Origin of the sequence: Paracoccus zeaxanthinifaciens ATCC 21588, assembly GCF_000420145.1 — a bacterium.
GTDB classification, from domain to species: Bacteria; Pseudomonadota; Alphaproteobacteria; order Rhodobacterales; family Rhodobacteraceae; genus Paracoccus; species Paracoccus zeaxanthinifaciens.
Window position 1 is genome coordinate 12,844 of record NZ_ATUJ01000013.1, and the last position, 15,805, is coordinate 28,648.

General features: G+C 66.5%; 18 protein-coding genes. 8 read left to right on the forward strand and 10 right to left on the reverse strand.

The window, feature by feature from the left end:
• Positions 1 to 42 precede the first annotated feature (42 nt).
• Complete coding sequence (locus tag F804_RS0111860) at positions 43 to 261, reverse strand: YdcH family protein (RefSeq protein WP_022707965.1); 219 nt, start codon at positions 259 to 261, stop codon at positions 43 to 45.
• A 198-nt stretch (positions 262 to 459) separates the two neighbouring features.
• Between F804_RS0111860 and F804_RS0111865 the strand changes: the two genes are divergently transcribed.
• Together F804_RS0111865 and F804_RS0111870 are read left to right on the forward strand one after the other, a co-directional pair.
• Complete coding sequence (locus F804_RS0111865; protein ID WP_022707966.1) at positions 460 to 870, forward strand: Hsp20 family protein; 411 nt, start codon at positions 460 to 462, stop codon at positions 868 to 870.
• A 10-nt stretch (positions 871 to 880) separates the two neighbouring features.
• Positions 881 to 1,102 (forward strand): DUF1150 family protein, encoded by a 222-nt coding sequence (locus F804_RS0111870; protein WP_022707967.1) that lies wholly within the window; start codon positions 881 to 883, stop codon positions 1,100 to 1,102.
• On the opposite strand, the gene F804_RS0111875 is transcribed toward F804_RS0111870, so the two are convergent.
• From F804_RS0111875 to trxB, 4 genes are all read right to left on the reverse strand, one after another.
• On the reverse strand, positions 1,096 to 1,908 hold the full coding sequence (locus F804_RS0111875) for a TolB family protein (RefSeq protein WP_022707968.1): 813 nt from the start codon (positions 1,906 to 1,908) through the stop codon (positions 1,096 to 1,098). The two genes, F804_RS0111870 and F804_RS0111875, sit on opposite strands and share 7 nt — an antisense overlap.
• Positions 1,905 to 3,317 carry an MFS transporter gene (locus F804_RS0111880; protein WP_022707969.1) on the reverse strand — a complete coding sequence of 471 codons (1,413 nt, stop codon included), beginning with the start codon at positions 3,315 to 3,317 and terminating at the stop codon, positions 1,905 to 1,907. The genes F804_RS0111875 and F804_RS0111880 overlap by 4 nt, the downstream gene beginning before the upstream one ends.
• Before the next feature lie 111 nt (positions 3,318 to 3,428).
• Positions 3,429 to 5,138 carry a bifunctional sulfate adenylyltransferase/adenylylsulfate kinase gene (locus tag F804_RS0111885; RefSeq protein ID WP_022707970.1) on the reverse strand — a complete coding sequence of 570 codons (1,710 nt, stop codon included), beginning with the start codon at positions 5,136 to 5,138 and terminating at the stop codon, positions 3,429 to 3,431.
• Positions 5,139 to 5,354: 216 nt separating this feature from the next.
• Positions 5,355 to 6,350 (reverse strand): thioredoxin-disulfide reductase, encoded by a 996-nt coding sequence (trxB, locus tag F804_RS0111890; RefSeq protein ID WP_028725929.1) that lies wholly within the window; start codon positions 6,348 to 6,350, stop codon positions 5,355 to 5,357.
• A 144-nt stretch (positions 6,351 to 6,494) separates the two neighbouring features.
• Here trxB and F804_RS0111895 point away from each other — a divergent pair, with 144 nt between their 5' ends.
• The gene (locus F804_RS0111895; protein WP_022707972.1) at positions 6,495 to 6,995 is read left to right on the forward strand and encodes an Lrp/AsnC family transcriptional regulator; all 501 of its coding nucleotides are present in this window, start codon (positions 6,495 to 6,497) and stop codon (positions 6,993 to 6,995) included.
• A gap of 9 nt (positions 6,996 to 7,004) precedes the next feature.
• Here F804_RS0111895 and pgeF read toward each other — a convergent pair whose 3' ends face one another.
• Genes pgeF through lgt form a run of 3 tightly spaced genes read right to left on the reverse strand, consistent with a single transcriptional unit; the run spans position 7,005 to position 9,695 of the window.
• On the reverse strand, positions 7,005 to 7,772 hold the full coding sequence (gene pgeF, locus F804_RS0111900) for a peptidoglycan editing factor PgeF (RefSeq protein ID WP_022707973.1): 768 nt from the start codon (positions 7,770 to 7,772) through the stop codon (positions 7,005 to 7,007).
• 1 nt (position 7,773) lies between these two features.
• A complete protein-coding gene (locus F804_RS0111905; RefSeq protein ID WP_028725930.1) occupies positions 7,774 to 8,817 on the reverse strand; it encodes a class I SAM-dependent methyltransferase in 1,044 nt (347 codons plus the stop codon).
• Complete coding sequence (gene lgt / locus F804_RS0111910) at positions 8,814 to 9,695, reverse strand: prolipoprotein diacylglyceryl transferase (protein ID WP_022707975.1); 882 nt, start codon at positions 9,693 to 9,695, stop codon at positions 8,814 to 8,816. Before lgt ends, F804_RS0111905 begins: the two co-directional genes overlap by 4 nt.
• Before the next feature lie 130 nt (positions 9,696 to 9,825).
• On the opposite strand from lgt, the gene F804_RS0111915 reads away from it, so the two are divergent.
• Positions 9,826 to 10,074, forward strand: coding sequence for an accessory factor UbiK family protein (locus tag F804_RS0111915; protein WP_022707976.1), 249 nt, complete (start codon positions 9,826 to 9,828; stop codon positions 10,072 to 10,074).
• Here F804_RS0111915 and F804_RS0111920 read toward each other — a convergent pair.
• On the reverse strand, positions 10,071 to 10,376 hold the full coding sequence (locus F804_RS0111920; RefSeq protein ID WP_022707977.1) for a DUF6476 family protein: 306 nt from the start codon (positions 10,374 to 10,376) through the stop codon (positions 10,071 to 10,073). The two genes, F804_RS0111915 and F804_RS0111920, sit on opposite strands and share 4 nt — an antisense overlap.
• Here F804_RS0111920 and F804_RS0111925 point away from each other — a divergent pair.
• The 3 genes from F804_RS0111925 (at position 10,375) to F804_RS0111935 (ending at position 13,537) form a co-directional block, all read left to right on the forward strand.
• Positions 10,375 to 11,397, forward strand: a complete 1,023-nt coding sequence (locus F804_RS0111925; RefSeq protein ID WP_022707978.1) for an RluA family pseudouridine synthase — start codon at positions 10,375 to 10,377, stop codon at positions 11,395 to 11,397. The genes F804_RS0111920 and F804_RS0111925 overlap by 2 nt on opposite strands.
• Before the next feature lie 141 nt (positions 11,398 to 11,538).
• Positions 11,539 to 12,447 (forward strand): RNA polymerase sigma factor RpoH, encoded by a 909-nt coding sequence (gene rpoH / locus F804_RS0111930; protein ID WP_022707979.1) that lies wholly within the window; start codon positions 11,539 to 11,541, stop codon positions 12,445 to 12,447.
• 76 nt (positions 12,448 to 12,523) lie between these two features.
• Positions 12,524 to 13,537 (forward strand): hypothetical protein, encoded by a 1,014-nt coding sequence (locus tag F804_RS0111935; RefSeq protein WP_022707980.1) that lies wholly within the window; start codon positions 12,524 to 12,526, stop codon positions 13,535 to 13,537.
• A gap of 4 nt (positions 13,538 to 13,541) precedes the next feature.
• Here the strand turns inward: F804_RS0111935 and F804_RS0111940 are convergent, their stop codons facing one another.
• Entirely contained in the window at positions 13,542 to 14,303 is a 762-nt protein-coding gene (locus F804_RS0111940) for an NAD kinase (protein WP_022707981.1), read from the reverse strand.
• 176 nt (positions 14,304 to 14,479) lie between these two features.
• Between F804_RS0111940 and glyA the strand changes: the two genes are divergently transcribed.
• A complete protein-coding gene (gene glyA, locus F804_RS0111945) occupies positions 14,480 to 15,775 on the forward strand; it encodes a serine hydroxymethyltransferase (protein ID WP_022707982.1) in 1,296 nt (431 codons plus the stop codon).
• Positions 15,776 to 15,805 lie beyond the last annotated feature (30 nt).

The window sequence follows — 15,805 nt, forward strand, 5'->3', positions numbered from 1 at the left end:
TTAGCCTGTGCACGCCATAGCGCGTGAGGCCCCTGCCCGCAATCAGGCGATGATGTCGGGGGTCAGTTCGTCTTCCAGTCGCGCGATGCGGTCCTTCAGCACCAGCTTCTGCTTCTTCAGCCGCTGAAGCGTCAGCGTGTTCGCCGTCCCCTGCCCCTGCAGGGCCGAGATCGCCTCGTCCAGATCCCGATGTTCGAAGCGCAGCGCCGCAAGGCGGGCGCGGACGATCTCTTCGTGGTTCATGGAATGCTGCATGTTCATCGGGCGTCTCGGGGCTTGCTGGATGCTGTTCCGCCCGATCATACCGCTTTGCCGCCCGCCTGTTAACAGTTCTTGCACGATCTGCGGAAGAAACAGCGCGGACTTGCGCGGATGGGTTCCTGCACACATATTGAAACCCGAAGGGGTTGCCGCTTCGGGGCCCCGGACGACCAGTCGCTTAACCTTCGAAGGGCTGACATGACCAAGATCTCACTGGGCTCGCATCCCTATCTGCTGGGCTTCGACCAGCTGGAACGCATGGCGGAACGCGCCGCCAAGGGGGCCGAGGGCTATCCGCCCTACAATATCGAACATATCGCGCCGGACGGCTTCCGCATCACGCTGGCCGTGGCCGGTTTCGCCGATGACGACCTGTCGGTCACGACCGAGGATCGGCAGCTGGTCATCCGCGGCCGCATGCCCGAAAGCGACGGCGAACGCGTCTTCCTGCACCGTGGCATCGCCTCGCGCGCGTTCCAGCGCAGCTTCGTCTTGGCGGACGGGGTCGAGGTCGTGGGCGCCGCGATGGAGAACGGGCTGCTGAACGTGGACCTCAAGCGCGTCCAGCCCGAACAGGTCGTCCAGAACATTCCGATCAGCCGCAAGTAAGGGGGTCACGATGAACCACGAATATGATTTCGGCGATACGAAGCAGACCGTCTATGTGCGCGAGGTCGCACCCGAAACGCTGCCGGACGATGTCCGTGAACAGATCGGCGATGTCGCGACCATGTACGCGGTCCACGACACCGATGGCGAAAGGCTGGCGCTGGTCTCGGACCGTCGCATGGCCTTCACGCTGGCCCGCCAGAACGAACTGAGCCCGGTCAGCGTTCACTGATCCGTTGCGGGCGCGTATCGCATGAAGGCGAATGCGCGCCCGTCGGGCGACCAGCAGGGCACGTTGATGCTGCCCTGCCCGCCGAACAGGTCGAACAGCTTGCGCCTGCCCGACCCGTCCGGCGCCATCTCCCAGATGGACACGTCCAGATCCCTCGGGTGCCCCAAGGTTCCCGGGGGATAGGACAGGTAGATCACGTGCCCTCCGCAGGGCGAGGGATGGGGGAACCAGTTCACCCGCTCGTCCCGGAACACGGGGGCGGCGTCGGTCCCGTCGAGGCGCATCCGCCAGATCTGCGCATGCCCCGTGGCGTCCGAATTGAACCAGATCCAGTTCCCGCAGGCCGAGAAATCCGGCCCGTCGTGATGTCCCGCCCAATCCGTCAGCACCGTTTCGGTTTCGCCGTCATGGACCGCGATCCGCACGACGCGGTCGCCGCCCCGAACGCATGCATATGCAAGATGCCGACCATGCGCTCCGTGCCACCAGCTGGGGCGCGGCTGGGGCAGCGTCGTCAGCCCAACCGGGCCGAACACATGCATCCCAGCCCCTGTTCCGTCATGGGCCGAGAAGACGATCCGTCCATCGGGCAGAAAGCCGTGGTCGTTGTTGCACCGCTCGGCGCTGCCGGTCTCGATGGCGGTCAGCCCCGTGGCGTCGGCGCGCCACAGACGACCCTCGCCATTCACCAGGAACCAGCCGTCGGGATGCCAGTTCGGCGCCTCGATCAGGCGTTCGCTGCGCAGGACGACATGCGTCCGACCGGTCGCGATGTCGCAGACCTCCAGCGATGAACGCCAGCTCATGTCCGGCGTCCGCGAAGGGCGATGGCCCGCAGCCCCAGGATCGTCAGGATCGCCGCGAACACCACGATCTGATAGCCGAGCGCGTGGTGCATCGCCTCGGAATAGCCCTGCGCCTGCAGCCTGACGAAGAACAACCCCGAGACGATCGCGATGCCGATTGCCGCGCCGACCTGCTGAAGCGCCTGCATCGTCCCCGTCGCGGCACCCGCGATCCGGCCCGGAACATCGCGCAGGACCAGCTGGAACAGAGGAGAGATCGCGAGGCCCATCCCCAGCCCGTTGACGGCCAGAGGCGGCGCAAAGGTCCAGATGTGCAGCCCCTCGGGCGGCTGGCCGGTCATCATGCGGAACCAGGTCATCCCGCACAGAAGAATGGCGGCCCCGGTAGCGATGCGCCACGGGATGCCCTTCGTCCCGAAGCGCCCCGTGATCCAGCTGCCGGTCATCACCCCAAGCGGAAACGGCGCGGTGGCCAGGCCGGACTCCAGCGGCGTGAACCCGAACCCCGTCTGCAGATAGATCGCGAAGACCAGGAACATGCCCGGAATGGCCGAGAAATGCAGCATCACGATGCTGATGCCCGACAGGAACCCGCGATCTTGCAGCAGCGACACCGGCAGCAGCTGCGCCTGGCCCCGACGCTCCAGCCCGATCTGGCGGCGCAGGAACAGCGCGCCCACCGGCAGCGCCGAGACGAGGGCCGCGATGGACCAGGCGGGCCAGCCCAGCAGCGGCCCCTCGATCACGGGCAGGACGACCAGCGTGATCGTCAACCCGAACAGCAGAACGCCCGGCCAGTCGATGCGCATGGTGCGATCCGGGTTCAGCCGCGGGATCAGCCGCATCCCGGCCAGCACGACGACGATGCCGAACGGCAGGTTCACCAGGAAGATCGGCCGCCAGTCCAGCCCGCCCATGTCGAAGGTAATCAGCACGCCGCCAAGAAGCGGTCCCGTCACCGCGCCCAGGCTGATGATGACGCCCGCCAGCGCGAAGGCGCGGGCCTTTTCCTCGGGGCGGAAGATGACATGCATGATCGCCATGACCTGCGGCACCATCATCGCCCCGCCGATCCCCTGCAGGGCGCGCGATGCGATCAGAACCTCGACATTCGGGGCGAGCCCGCAGAACGCCGATGCCAGCGTGAACAGCGACACCCCCGACAGAAACAGCCGCCTGCGACCCAGCTTGTCGCCGAAGCGCCCGCAGGGCAGCAGCCCCACCGCGAAGGTCAGCACATAGGCCGCCGAGATCCACTCGATCTGCGTTTCGGACGCCTGCAAGCTGTCGCGGATCGAGGGCAGCGCGACATTCACGATGCTGACATCGATCAGGTTCATGAAATTGCCCATCAGCAGCAGCACGGTGGCGGCCCATGGGTTCGGCGTGGTCTGCGTTTCGATCGTCATGCGCCTCGGTTCCGTGGATGAGCGTGGGCAACCCGCCCCGCGCGGAAGGGTTCCCCCGCGACGAAAAAGGCCCCGGCGATTGCCGGGGCCCCTTTCTTGGTCACGCGTGGATCACGACAGGCCGATCAGGCCCATGCCTTCCAGCTTCAGCAGCACCTGATGCGCTGCGCCATCGACGTCGATATCGGTCGTGTCGACGACCAGCTCGGGGTTCTGCGGTTCCTCGTAGGGATCCGAGATGCCGGTGAACTCCTTGATCTTGCCTTCGCGCGCAAGCTTGTAGAGCCCCTTGCGGTCACGACGCTCGCATTCCTCCAGCGGGGTCGAGATGTGGATCTCGACGAAGGCGCCGCCGGCCTCGACCATCTCGCGCACGGCGCGGCGGGTCGCGGTATAGGGGGCGATCGGCGCGCAGATCGCGATGCCGCCGTTCTTCGTGATCTCGGACGCGACATAGCCGATGCGCTTGATGTTGATGTCGCGGTGCTCTTTCGAGAAGCCCAGTTCCGACGACAGGTGCTTGCGCACGACGTCACCGTCCAGCAGCGACACGGGGCGGCCGCCCATCTCCATCAGCTTGACCATCAGCGCGTTGGCGACGGTCGACTTGCCCGAACCCGAGAGGCCCGTGAAGAACACCGTGAAGCCCTGCTGGGCGCGCGGGGGCGAGGTGCGGCGCAGCTGCTTCACGACCTCGGGGAAGCTGAACCATTCCGGGATGTCCAGACCTTCGCGCAGACGGCGGCGCAGCTCGGTGCCGCTGATGTTGAGGACGGTCACGCCTTCCTCGATCTCGTCGGCGGGCTCGTACTGGGCGCGCTCCTGCACATAGACCATGTGCTTGAAGTCGACCATCTCGACGCCGATCTCGTCCTGGTGCTTGCGATACAGGTCCTGCGCGTCATAGGGGCCGTAGAAGTCGTCGCCGGCGCTGTTCTTGCCGGGGCCTGCATGGTCGCGACCGACGATGAAGTGCGTCGCGCCGTGGTTGCGGCGGATCAGGCCGTGCCACACGGCCTCACGCGGGCCGGCCATGCGCATGGCAAGGTTCAGCAGCGACAGCGTGGTGGTGGCCTGCGGGTACTTGTCCAGCACCGCCTCGTAGCAGCGGACGCGGGTGAAGTGGTCCACATCGCCCGGCTTGGTCATGCCGACGACCGGGTGGATCATCAGGTTGGCCTGGGCTTCCTTGGCGGCGCGGAAGGTCAGTTCCTGGTGCGCGCGGTGCAGCGGGTTGCGGGTCTGGAAGACCACGACGCGCTGCCAGCCCAGCTTCTTGAACTGCGCGCGCAGTTCGTTCGGCGTGTTGCGGCGGGCGCGGAAATCGTAATGCGTCGGCGCCTGCAGGCCCTTGATCGGGCCGCCCAGATAGACCGGGCCCGCGACGTTGTGCAGATAGTTGACGGCCGGGTGGGCCAGATCATCCGCACCGAAGACCTTCTCGGCTTCCAGCGCCTTGTTCGGGACCCATTTGTCGGTCAGCGACATGATCGCCAGGATCACGCCTTCCTGGTCGCGCAGCGCGATGTCGGTGCCGGGCGCGACGCCCTCGGCGAACTTCTCGCTGACATCCAGCGTGATCGGCATCGGCCACAGCTCACCCGAGGTCAGGCGCATGTCGCTGACGACGCCGTCGTAATCGGCCTCGGTCAGGAAACCCTTCAGCGGGTTGAAGCCGCCGTTCATCAGCAGTTCCAGATCGCAGATCTGGCGCGGGGTCAGGTCCCAGCTGGGCATGTTGCCGGCTTCGTCCTTGAGGGCGGCGGCGGCGTCAGCCGAGACATAGAGCTCGGGGATCGGGGTCTGGTTGGGATGCGTCATATCTCGGGCTCGGGTGGTTGCGGATGAATACGAAGCCGCGCGGCCACCGGATGACCACGCAACGCATTCGTCCCATAGCCGTCGGAAAACCGATATTCAAGTCTGGGAAAACGCCTTGGCGGATTCTTGGCGCCCTGATGCCGATGGGGCACAAGACGCCATGAAAAAGGGCAGGACGCGAACGCCCTGCCCCATTGTTCCGGCCCCTTGGACTGGTCAGCTGATTTCGGCCACCAGGTTCTCGGGGGCAACCTCGACCTCGCCCTGCGCGGCCAGGAAATGCTCGGCGTCCAGGGCGGCCATGCAGCCCATCCCGGCGCTGGTCACGGCCTGCCGATAGACGTGGTCGGTCAGGTCGCCCGCGGCGAAGACGCCGGGGATCGAGGTGCGGGTCGTGCCCGGCTCGACCTTGACGTAGCCGCCATTGTGCAGCTCCAGCTGGTCGGCCACCAGTTCCGACGACGGCGCGTGACCGATGGCGACGAATACGCCATCCGCCGCGACCTCGCGCGTGGATCCGTCCTTGGTCGAAGTCAGCGTGGCGGCGTTCACGCCCATCGGATCCTCGGCGCCATGCACCTCGGTCAGCTCGTGGTCCCAGATCACCTCGACCTTGGGGTTCTTGAACAGGCGGTCCTGCAGGATCTTCTCGGCGCGCAGGCTGTCGCGGCGATGGACCAGCGTCACCTTGCTGGCGAACTTGGTCAGGAACAGCGCCTCCTCGACGGCAGTGTTGCCGCCGCCGATCACCAGCACCTCGCGGTTGCGATAGAAGAAGCCGTCGCAAGTCGCGCAGGCGCTGACGCCGAAGCCCTTGAACTTCTCCTCGGAGGGAAGGCCCAACCAGCGGGCCTGCGCGCCGGTCGCAAGGATGACCGCATCGGCGGTCACGACGCGCCCGCTGTCGCAGGTCGCCGTGAAGGGACGCTTCTGCAGGTCCAGTTCGGTCACCAGGTCGGTCACGATTTCGGCACCCATCGCGCGGGCGTGCTCTTCCATCTTCACCATCAGCTCGGGGCCCTGGATCTCGGTCTCGCCCGGCCAGTTCTCGACTTCGGTGGTGATCGTCAGCTGCCCGCCGGGCTGCATCCCCTGGATCAGCATCGGCTCCAGCATCGCGCGCGATGCATAGACGGCGGCGGTATAGCCTGCCGGACCCGATCCGACGATCAAAACTTTCACATGGCTGCGTTCGGTCATCTTGCGCCTCATTCCCGCTTTGTGCATGAGGTAGTCCCTCCGGAGCGTAACTGCAACGCATCCCGGACCTGCCGCATTTTCAGAAAGAATGTTGCGCGGACCGGCTGCCCATTGTAGTTTCCGGCAACGCCTGAATTGAATACAAGAAAGAGCAGCATGGCCGGCGCCAAACTGGACGACATCGACCGCAAGATCCTGGCCGAACTACAGGCCGACGGCCGAATGACCAATGTCGAACTGGCGCGCCGCGTCGGCATTTCCGCCCCTCCCTGCCTGCGCCGCGTCCGCGCGCTGGAAGAGCTGGGCTATATCCGCGGCTATCACGCGGATATCGACGCGCGCGAACTGGGATTCGAGGTGCAGGTCTTCGCGATGGTCCGCCTGGCCCAGCAATCCGAACGCGACCTCTCGGCCTTCGAGGCCTGCGTCCAGAATTGGCCGCTGGTCCGCGAATGTCACATGCTGAACGGCGAGATCGACTTCATCCTGAAATGCGTCTCGCCGGATCTGTCGACCTTCCAGCGCTTCCTGACGGAAAAGCTGACGGCGGCGCCGAATGTCGCAAGCGTCAAGACCTCGCTGGTGATCCGCGGGGCCAAGGACGAACCCTCGGTCCCGTTCGAGGTGGTCGAGGAACGGATCCGCGAAGCGGGCTGAGGCGATGCCTCAGCCAAGCGCGATGGCCGAGATCAGCCGCCCGTAATCGGCCTGCCCTTCATGGGTGGAACGGCGATAGCTGAAGAACCTGTCCGGATCGGCATAGGTGCAGTGGCGCGACCATTCGGCCGTCGCTCCTGCCTGTCGCAGGCGCATCAGTCCGAAGGCGGGCAGATCGAACATCGGCCTGCCGTTCGGACCGCCCGCGAAGAAGCGTTCGCTGTCGGGATCGAGGGACAGGAACTCGTCCATGAACTCGTCCCCCACCTCGTAATTCGCCTGCGAGATCGTCGGCCCGATCACCGCGCGGATATCGGTCGCACCAAGGGCGCGCATCGCATCCACCGTGGATTCGATCACGCCGCCGATGGCCCCGCGCCAGCCTGCATGGCAGGCACCGATCACGCCCGCATCGGCATCCGCCAGCAGGATCGGCTGGCAATCCGCGGTCAGCACGGCCAGCGCCACGTCGCGTCGCGCGGTGACGATCCCGTCCGCCTGGACATCGCGCGTGGCGACCGGATCAGCCGCATCGTCCAGCGTCACCACGTCCGGCGAATGCACCTGCTTGACGGTGGCAAGCCCCACTTCCGGCACGCCCATCGCCTGCGCGACGCGGGCGCGGTTCACCTGCACCATCTCGGACTGGTCAGAGGATCGCCTGCCGCAATTGAGGCCAGCGAACAGGCCCGACGACGCGCCCCCCTTGCGGGTGAAGAAGCCGTGGCGCGTGCCTTCCAGCAGCGGGTGGGTCAGGATTTCAAGCGTGGTCTGCATGTCACTCCAGCGGGGTAAAGCCGGGGACCGCGGGTGCCCCCTTCGGCCAGATCGCGATTGCCTTGAACAGGTGACCCATTTCCTGCGGGTCGGTCAAGCGGTGAAGCGCGGCGGCGGCCCCGGCGTCGCCCGCGCGGGTCAGGGCATTTGCGCGGGCCTCGATTCCCAGCAGCCGCAGCCAGTCGCCTTGGTGGATCGGTCGGGAGACCTGCGCACCCGCATCCAGCGCGGCTGCGGCCAACGGCGCGAAATCGACATGGGCGGTCAGGTCGGCGAGGCCGGGATTGGCCAGCGGATCCTCGGGGGCGTGGTCGCGCAGCGCCTGGAAGCTGTCGCCATACCCGTTCCAGCCGCCGTAATCGACGATGATCGCGGCGCCGCCATGCGCGGCGATGCGGGCGGCGATGCTGCGGATCGCAGCGACGCCTTCTGGGCATTCCTCGACGATATCACCGGGGCGGCCCTTGCGGCCAAGCGGGACCACAGGCCCCAGTCCCATCGCAAGGGTGCCATCGTCGGACAGGCCGACCAGCCTTTCGTGCCAGCCGTCACCGCCCATCTGGTATTGCCGAATGGGCAGCGCATCGATGAACTCGTTTGCCATTAGGAACAACGGGATGTCAGGAAAATCCTCGACATTGTCGAGATGCGCGGACGAAGGTATGCGCTGCGCCTGGACCTTGCGCAGATGGGCCGATGCCTCGATCAATGCGACCTGGGCAGCTTCGGACATGCCGGGGGCCAGCCGGATCGCGCGCAGCATGTCGGCCATCAGCGTGCCGCGCCCAGGGCCGGGCTCGGCCAGGGTGAACGGCGCGGGGCTGCCCTGATCCATCCAGGCCTGCGCAAGGGCGAGGCCGCAAAGCTCTCCGAATATTTGGTGGATCTCGGGGGCGGTGGTGAAATCGCCTGCCCGACCGAAGGGATCGCGGGTGGCGTAATATCCGTGGCGGCCGTCCAGCAGGCAGATGCGCATGTATTCCGACAGCGGCATCGGCCCCGTCGCGCGAATGCGCATCGCGATCTGTTCGGCCAGCGGCGTCATGCGGCGACGGGCGGGCGCGACCGCGCCCACAGGATCAACACCAGACCGATCACCACCATCGGCAGCGACAGCACCTGCCCCATCGTCAGGCCGATCACCGGCCCACCGATCACATGGCCAAGCGGATTGTCGGGCGTGATGAACTGCGCATCGGCCACGCGGAACAGCTCGACGAAGATGCGCGCCAGGCCATAGCCCAGCAGGAACACGCCGAAGGCGGTTCCCGGACGGCGCAGTGTACCCATGCGGACCAGCCCCCACAGGATCAGGCCCAGCAGCAGACCCTCAAGCCCCGCCTCGTACAGCTGGCTGGGATGGCGCGCGCAAAGCCCCTCGATCCCCGGGCAGGACTGCGCGGCCTGCCCCGGAAAGATCACGCCCCAGGGCAGATCGGTCGGACGGCCCCACAGCTCGGCATTGATGAAATTCGCGACCCGCCCGAAGAACAGCCCGATCGGCGCGACGACCGCCATCGCATCCGCGATGCGCATGACGGGAATGCCGTTGCGGCGGGCATAGATCCAGGTCGCAAGGATGACCCCCGCGAAGCCGCCATGGAAGCTCATCCCGCCCTGCCAGACCTGAAGGATCTGGCCCGGATTCGCCATGTAATACGCAGGCTCGTAGAACAGCACGAAGCCCAGCCTGCCCCCCAGGATCACGCCCAGGATCACCCAGGTTAGCAGATCGTCCACCTTCTCGGCCTGCATCGGCGGCGTGCCGCCCCAGATCGCGGGCCTGCGCATCATGGCGACGATCAGCTGCCAGCCCAGGATCAGCCCCGCGATATAGGCCAGCGCGTACCAGCGCAGCGAGAACGAGAAACCGCCAAGCTGGATCGTGAAGATCTCGGGCGAGATGTCGGGAAAGGGGATCATGTGGCCTCGGGATCGAAGGGGCGGTGCAATTCGGCGCGCACGCTAGTGTCGCAGCAGGGCATGTCAACATTGAACCCCGCCACGATGGCGGCCATATAGGGCCAAAGCCAATACAGGGAACTTGACGCCCATGACCACCCAGAACCGCTTCTTCGACGACATGTCCAAGCTGATGACGAACGCCATGGGCGTGGCGCAGGGCGCCCGCTCCGAGGCCGAGACCGCCATGAAGGGCTGGATCGACCGCTGGCTGGCCGAACGCGATTTCGTGACGCGCGAGGAATTCGAGGCCGTCCGCGAGATGGCGATCAAGGCCCGCACCGAGAATGCCGAGCTGAAGGCACGGCTGGACGCGCTGGAAGGCAAATCCGAAGCCTAAGGCGCGATCCGGTCCTGCAGCGCGCCTGCACGGTCGAACAGCAGCACCTCGCCCGCGTCGGTGACGACGACGATCCAGTCGCGGGCAAAGGTGACGGCGGCAGGCGCGGCCCCTTCGGGCAGCGCGATGTCGTCGGGCAGTTCGGGCAGCGCAGGCTGGTTCAGCCGCACCCACAGCATCGCGACGACCGCGATCATTCCCAATCCCATGACCAGCGTCAGCCCCGTGACCAGCGCCTTCAGCCAGCGCAGCTCGGGGACGGCTTTCGCCGCGTCCTTCCAATCGGTATCCTCGTCCCTCATGTCGCACCTTGATGTCATCATTCCGGCAAACCCGCCCGAGCGGCTTGATAAGGCGCTTGCCGTCGCGGTGCCAGAGGAAGCCGCCCTGTCGCGGTCGCGCCTTGCCCGCCTGATCGCCGACGGAGCCGTCAGCGGCCCCGAAGGCGTCGTCACCGATCTCAAGGCCCGCGTTTCCGAGGGACAGGTCTTCCGCATCGCCATCGAACCCGCGCAAGAGGTCGAGACCCGGCCCGAGGCCATCCCCCTTGTCGTCGTCCACGAGGACGATGACCTGATCGTGATCGACAAGCCCGCCGGAATGGTGGTGCACCCCGCCCCCGGCAGTCCCTCGGGGACGCTGGTCAACGCGCTGCTGGCGCATTGCGGCGAATCGCTGTCGGGCATCGGAGGAGAGAAGCGCCCCGGCATCGTGCACCGCATCGACAAGGACACCTCGGGGTTGCTGGTCGTCGCGAAATCGGATCGCGCGCATCACGGCCTTGCCGCACAGTTCGAGGCGCATACCGCCAGCCGCCGTTATCTGGCGCTGGCGCATGGCATCATCGACCCCGCCGATCCGCGCCTTCGCGGCACCCGCGGCACGAATTTCGAGGACGGCGCCGTCCTCAAGATCACCACCGGTCTTGCCCGCCACCCGTCCGACCGGCAGAAGCAGGCGGTCTATTTCGACAAGGGCCGCCACGCCGTCACCCGGGCGCGCCTGCTGGAGGCCTTCGGCACCCCGCCCACGGCGATGCTGGTCGAATGTCGGCTGGAAACCGGGCGCACCCACCAGATCCGCGTCCACATGGCACATGCCGGCTTGGGGCTGATCGGCGATCCGGTCTATGGCGGTGCGCGCAAGGCATCGTTCAAGGCGCTTGGCCTCGCCGCCGCCGAGGTTGCGGCATTCCGTCGCCAGGCGCTGCACGCGGCGCATCTGGGGTTCACCCATCCGGTGGATGGTCGGCAGATGGCCTTCGACAGCCCGCTTCCCGATGATATGCAACGACTTCTTGACGCGCTGCGCCAGACATCTTGACGCGGATGTGAGCGATCCCCAGATGACATCCCCTGCCGCAGGCGTCAGAATTGACCCCATGCGGCTGCCCGCCACGGACCGGTCCTGCGGAACCGGCGGGTTTCGCATGGCGTTCGACGGTCTCTGGGAAAGGCAAGCATCATGGCAAATTATGGCAACCTTCCGGCCCCGAGTCCCGAACAGGGCCTGAACCGCTATCTTCAGGAGATCCGCAAGTTCCCCCTGCTGGAACCCGAAGAGGAATACATGCTGGCCAAGGCATGGGCCGATCACGAGGACAGCGAATCCGCGCACAGGCTGGTGACCAGCCACCTGCGGCTGGCCGCCAAGATCGCGATGGGCTATCGCGGCTATGGCCTTCCGCAGGCCGAGGTCATCTCGGAGGCGAATGTCGGCCTGATGCAGGCGGTCAAGCGCTTCGATCCCGAGAAGGGCTTCCGCCTTGCGACCTATGCGATGTGGTGGATCCGTGCCTCGATCCAGGAATACATCCTGCGGTCCTGGTCGCTGGTGAAGATGGGCACGACCAGCGCGCAGAAGAAGCTGTTCTTTAACCTGCGCAAGGCGAAATCCCGCATCGGCGCGCTGGAGGACGGCGATCTGCGCCCCGAGAATGTCGCCCAGATCGCGAACGACCTGAACGTCACCGAACAGGAAGTCATCGACATGAACCGCCGCCTGTCGGGCGGTGACGCGTCGCTGAACGCCCAGGTCGGTGCCAGCGACGGCGACAGTTCGGCCCAGTGGCAGGACTGGCTCGAGGACGAGGACGCCAACCAGGCCGACGCCTATGCCGAGAGCGAGGAGCTGGACACCCGCCGCCAGATGCTGATCGCCGCGATGGACGTGCTGAACGACCGCGAGAAGGACGTGCTGATGGAGCGTCGCCTGCGCGACGATCCGATGACGCTGGAAGACCTGTCGGGTCGCTACAATGTCAGCCGCGAGCGCATCCGCCAGATCGAGGTCCGCGCCTTCGAGAAGCTGCAGGAGCGCATGCGCGTCCTCGCGCGCGAAAAGGGCATGCGCATCGCCGAGACGATGGACTGACACGCCCGATTGACGCGGCTGGCGGCAACGCTATGGTCGGCACTGTGACCTTCAGTTCCAGAGCCGACCTTCGACCATGACTGCCTTGACGGAATTCCAGCGGCTCGAGGCGCAGGGATCGTGGCGTGCCACGAATGCGAAGGACGCGCGCGACGTGATCGTGTCCCTTGGCGAAGCGACGCTGACGCTGATGGAGCCTTCGACCGACCGCCCGCTGACCCATTGGTCGCTGCCTGCGGTGACGCGGCTGAACCCCGGCAGGCTGCCCGCATCCTATACCCCCTCATCGGTCGATCGAGACGAAACGGTCGAGATCGACGATCCGCTGATGATCGAGGCGATCGAGCGCGTGCAGCGTGCGATCGCCAATCACCGCTCTCGTCCCGGAAGGCTGCGGGGCGCGCTGCTGCTGATCATGGCCATCATCGGGATCGGCGTGGCGGGGGCGATGTGGCTGCCCGACGCGCTGATCCGGCACGCGGCCCGCATCGCCCCACCCGCGCAGGCGCAGGCGGTCGGCATGGCGGTGCTGCACGATCTGTCGCGCAGCGGCGGCGCGGTCTGCCGCCGCAAGACCGGTCAGCAGGTGCTGGACTGGCTGGCCCCCCGGCTTCTGGGCGAGAACGCGCAGATCTTCGTCATCCCCGGCCCGCTGAACGGCGCGCGCCGCCTGCCCGGCGACATCTATGTCATGGGCGAGGACATGCTGCTTGCCAGCAACGGCCCCGAGGCGGCCGCCGGGCATCTTCTTGCCGCGCAGCAGGCGCAGGACCCCGAGCCGGTCACGCTGGACGCGCTGCGCCATGCCGGGCTTCTGACCAGCCTGCGCATGATGACCATCGGCACCGTCCCCGAGGGCTCGGTTCCCGGCTATGGCGCCGAGATCCTTGCCGAGCCGCTGCCGCGCCCCGATTTCGACGGCCTGCCGCAGGTCTTCGCCGCCAAGGGCGTTCCGACCACGCCCTATGCCCGATCCATCGACCCGACCGGCGCCAGCGTCATGTCGCTGATCCAGAATGATCCCGCACCCGCCAGAAGCATCCTGACGGATGAGCAATGGCTGGCATTGCAGCAGATCTGCGCGGGCTGATCCCTTAAACGAACTGTTCGCGCAGCAGCCTTTCGTCCAGCCCGTGCCCGTTGTCGAACAGCAGCCGGTGGGCGATGGTCGGCACGCTCTCGATATCGACCTTGATCACGTCGCGCACGGAACGGCTGTCGGCATCCGCCATGACGGGTCGGCGGGCGGGGTTCAGGACCTCGACCGTGACGCGGGCGGCCTTGGGGATCAGCGCGCCGCGCCAGCGACGCGGACGGAAGGGAGCGATGGCCGTCAGGGCCAGAACCTCGGACCCGATGGGCAGGATCGGACCATGCGCGGAATAGTTGTAGGCCGTCGAGCCGGCAGGGGTCGAGACCAGCGCACCGTCGCAGACCAGCTCCTCCATCCGCAAGCGGCCATCGACATGGATGCGCAGCTTGGCGGCCTGCGGACCCTGGCGCAGCAGGCTGACCTCGTTGATGGCAAGTTCCTCGTGGCAGATGCCGTCACCGCAGGTCGCGCGCATCCGCAGGGGGTTGATCACCGTCTCCTCGGCCGCGGCAAGGCGTTCCTGCAGCCCTTCCTCGGAGAAGTTGTTCATCAGGAAGCCCACCGTGCCGCGGTTCATCCCGTAGACCGGAAGGTTGCGCCCCTTCATCGCGTGCAGCGTCTGCAGCATGAAACCGTCCCCGCCAAGTGCCACGACGACATCGGCCTCGGGCAGCGGAACCGAGCCATAGCGTGCTTCCAGCCGTTCATGGGCCATCAGCGCGGCCTCGGCCTGGCTGGCGGTGAAATGGATCTTCCGCGTCATCTGCCCGTCTTGTCCCCCGGTTCGCAGTGGCGAAGCATCGGACGGCATCTTCGCGATGACAACCCCTGTCGAGGTCGCCCCCCGCGCATGGCGGGTCGTTTTGTCACTTTCCGCAACGCGAACCTTGCGCTAGAACGCGCCCCATCTGCAGCCCACAGCCATAAAGGACGCGCGACATGAACGCCCCGACCCGCGACACTGGCTTCTTCACCGAAACGCTTGAAACCCGCGACCCCGAGATCGCCCGCGCCATCACCCAGGAACTGGGCCGCCAGCGCGACGAGATCGAGCTGATCGCATCGGAAAACATCGTCAGCCGCGCCGTCATGGAGGCTCAGGGTTCGGTCCTGACCAACAAATACGCCGAGGGTTACCCGGGCAAGCGCTACTATGGCGGTTGCCAGTTCGTCGACATCGCCGAGAACCTGGCGATCGAACGCGCCAAGGAACTGTTCGGCTGCGAATATGCCAACGTCCAGCCCAACAGCGGCAGCCAGATGAACCAGGCCGTGTTCCTGGCGCTGCTGCAGCCGGGCGACACCTTCATGGGCCTGGACCTGAACTCGGGCGGTCACCTGACCCACGGTTCGCCCGTGAACATGTCCGGCAAGTGGTTCAACGTCGTCAGCTATGGCGTGCGCCAGCAGGACCAGATGCTGGACATGGACGCCATCGCCGAGGCTGCGCGCCAGCACAAGCCCAAGCTGATCGTCGCGGGCGGCACCGCCTATAGCCGCGTCTGGGACTGGGCCGCCTTCCGCGCCATCGCGGACGAGGTCGGCGCATACCTGATGGTGGACATGGCCCATATCGCGGGCCTGGTCGCGGGCGGTCAGCACCCCTCGCCCCTGCCCCATGCGCACGTCGTCACCTCGACCACGCACAAGTCGCTGCGCGGCCCGCGCGGTGGTCTGATCCTGACCAACGACGCCGACATCGCCAAAAAGATCAACAGCGCCGTCTTCCCCGGTCTGCAGGGCGGTCCGCTGATGCATGTGATCGCCGCCAAGGCCGTTGCCTTCGGCGAGGCCCTGCGCCCCGAGTTCAAGGACTATGCCGCGCAGGTCGTCAAGAACGCCGCCGCCATGGCGGACGAGCTGATGAAGGGCGGGATCGACATCGTCTCGGGTGGCACCGACAACCACCTGTGCCTGGCCGACCTTCGTCCGAAGGGCGTGACCGGCAAGGCGACCGAGGCCGCCCTGGGCCGCGCGCACATCACCTGCAACAAGAACGGTGTGCCCTTCGACCCGGAAAAGCCCTTCGTGACCTCGGGCATCCGCCTGGGCGCACCGGCTGGCACCACCCGCGGCTTCGCCGAACCCGAGTTCCGCCAGATCGCCCGCTGGATCGTCGAGGTCGTGGACGGCCTTGCCGCCAATGGCGAGGAAGGCAATGCCGCGGTCGAGGAGAAGGTCCGCAACGAAGTGACCGAGCTTTGCGCGCGCTTCCCGCTGTATCAGGGCATGTGATCTTCGAAAGATGACGAAAGGCCCGCCGCG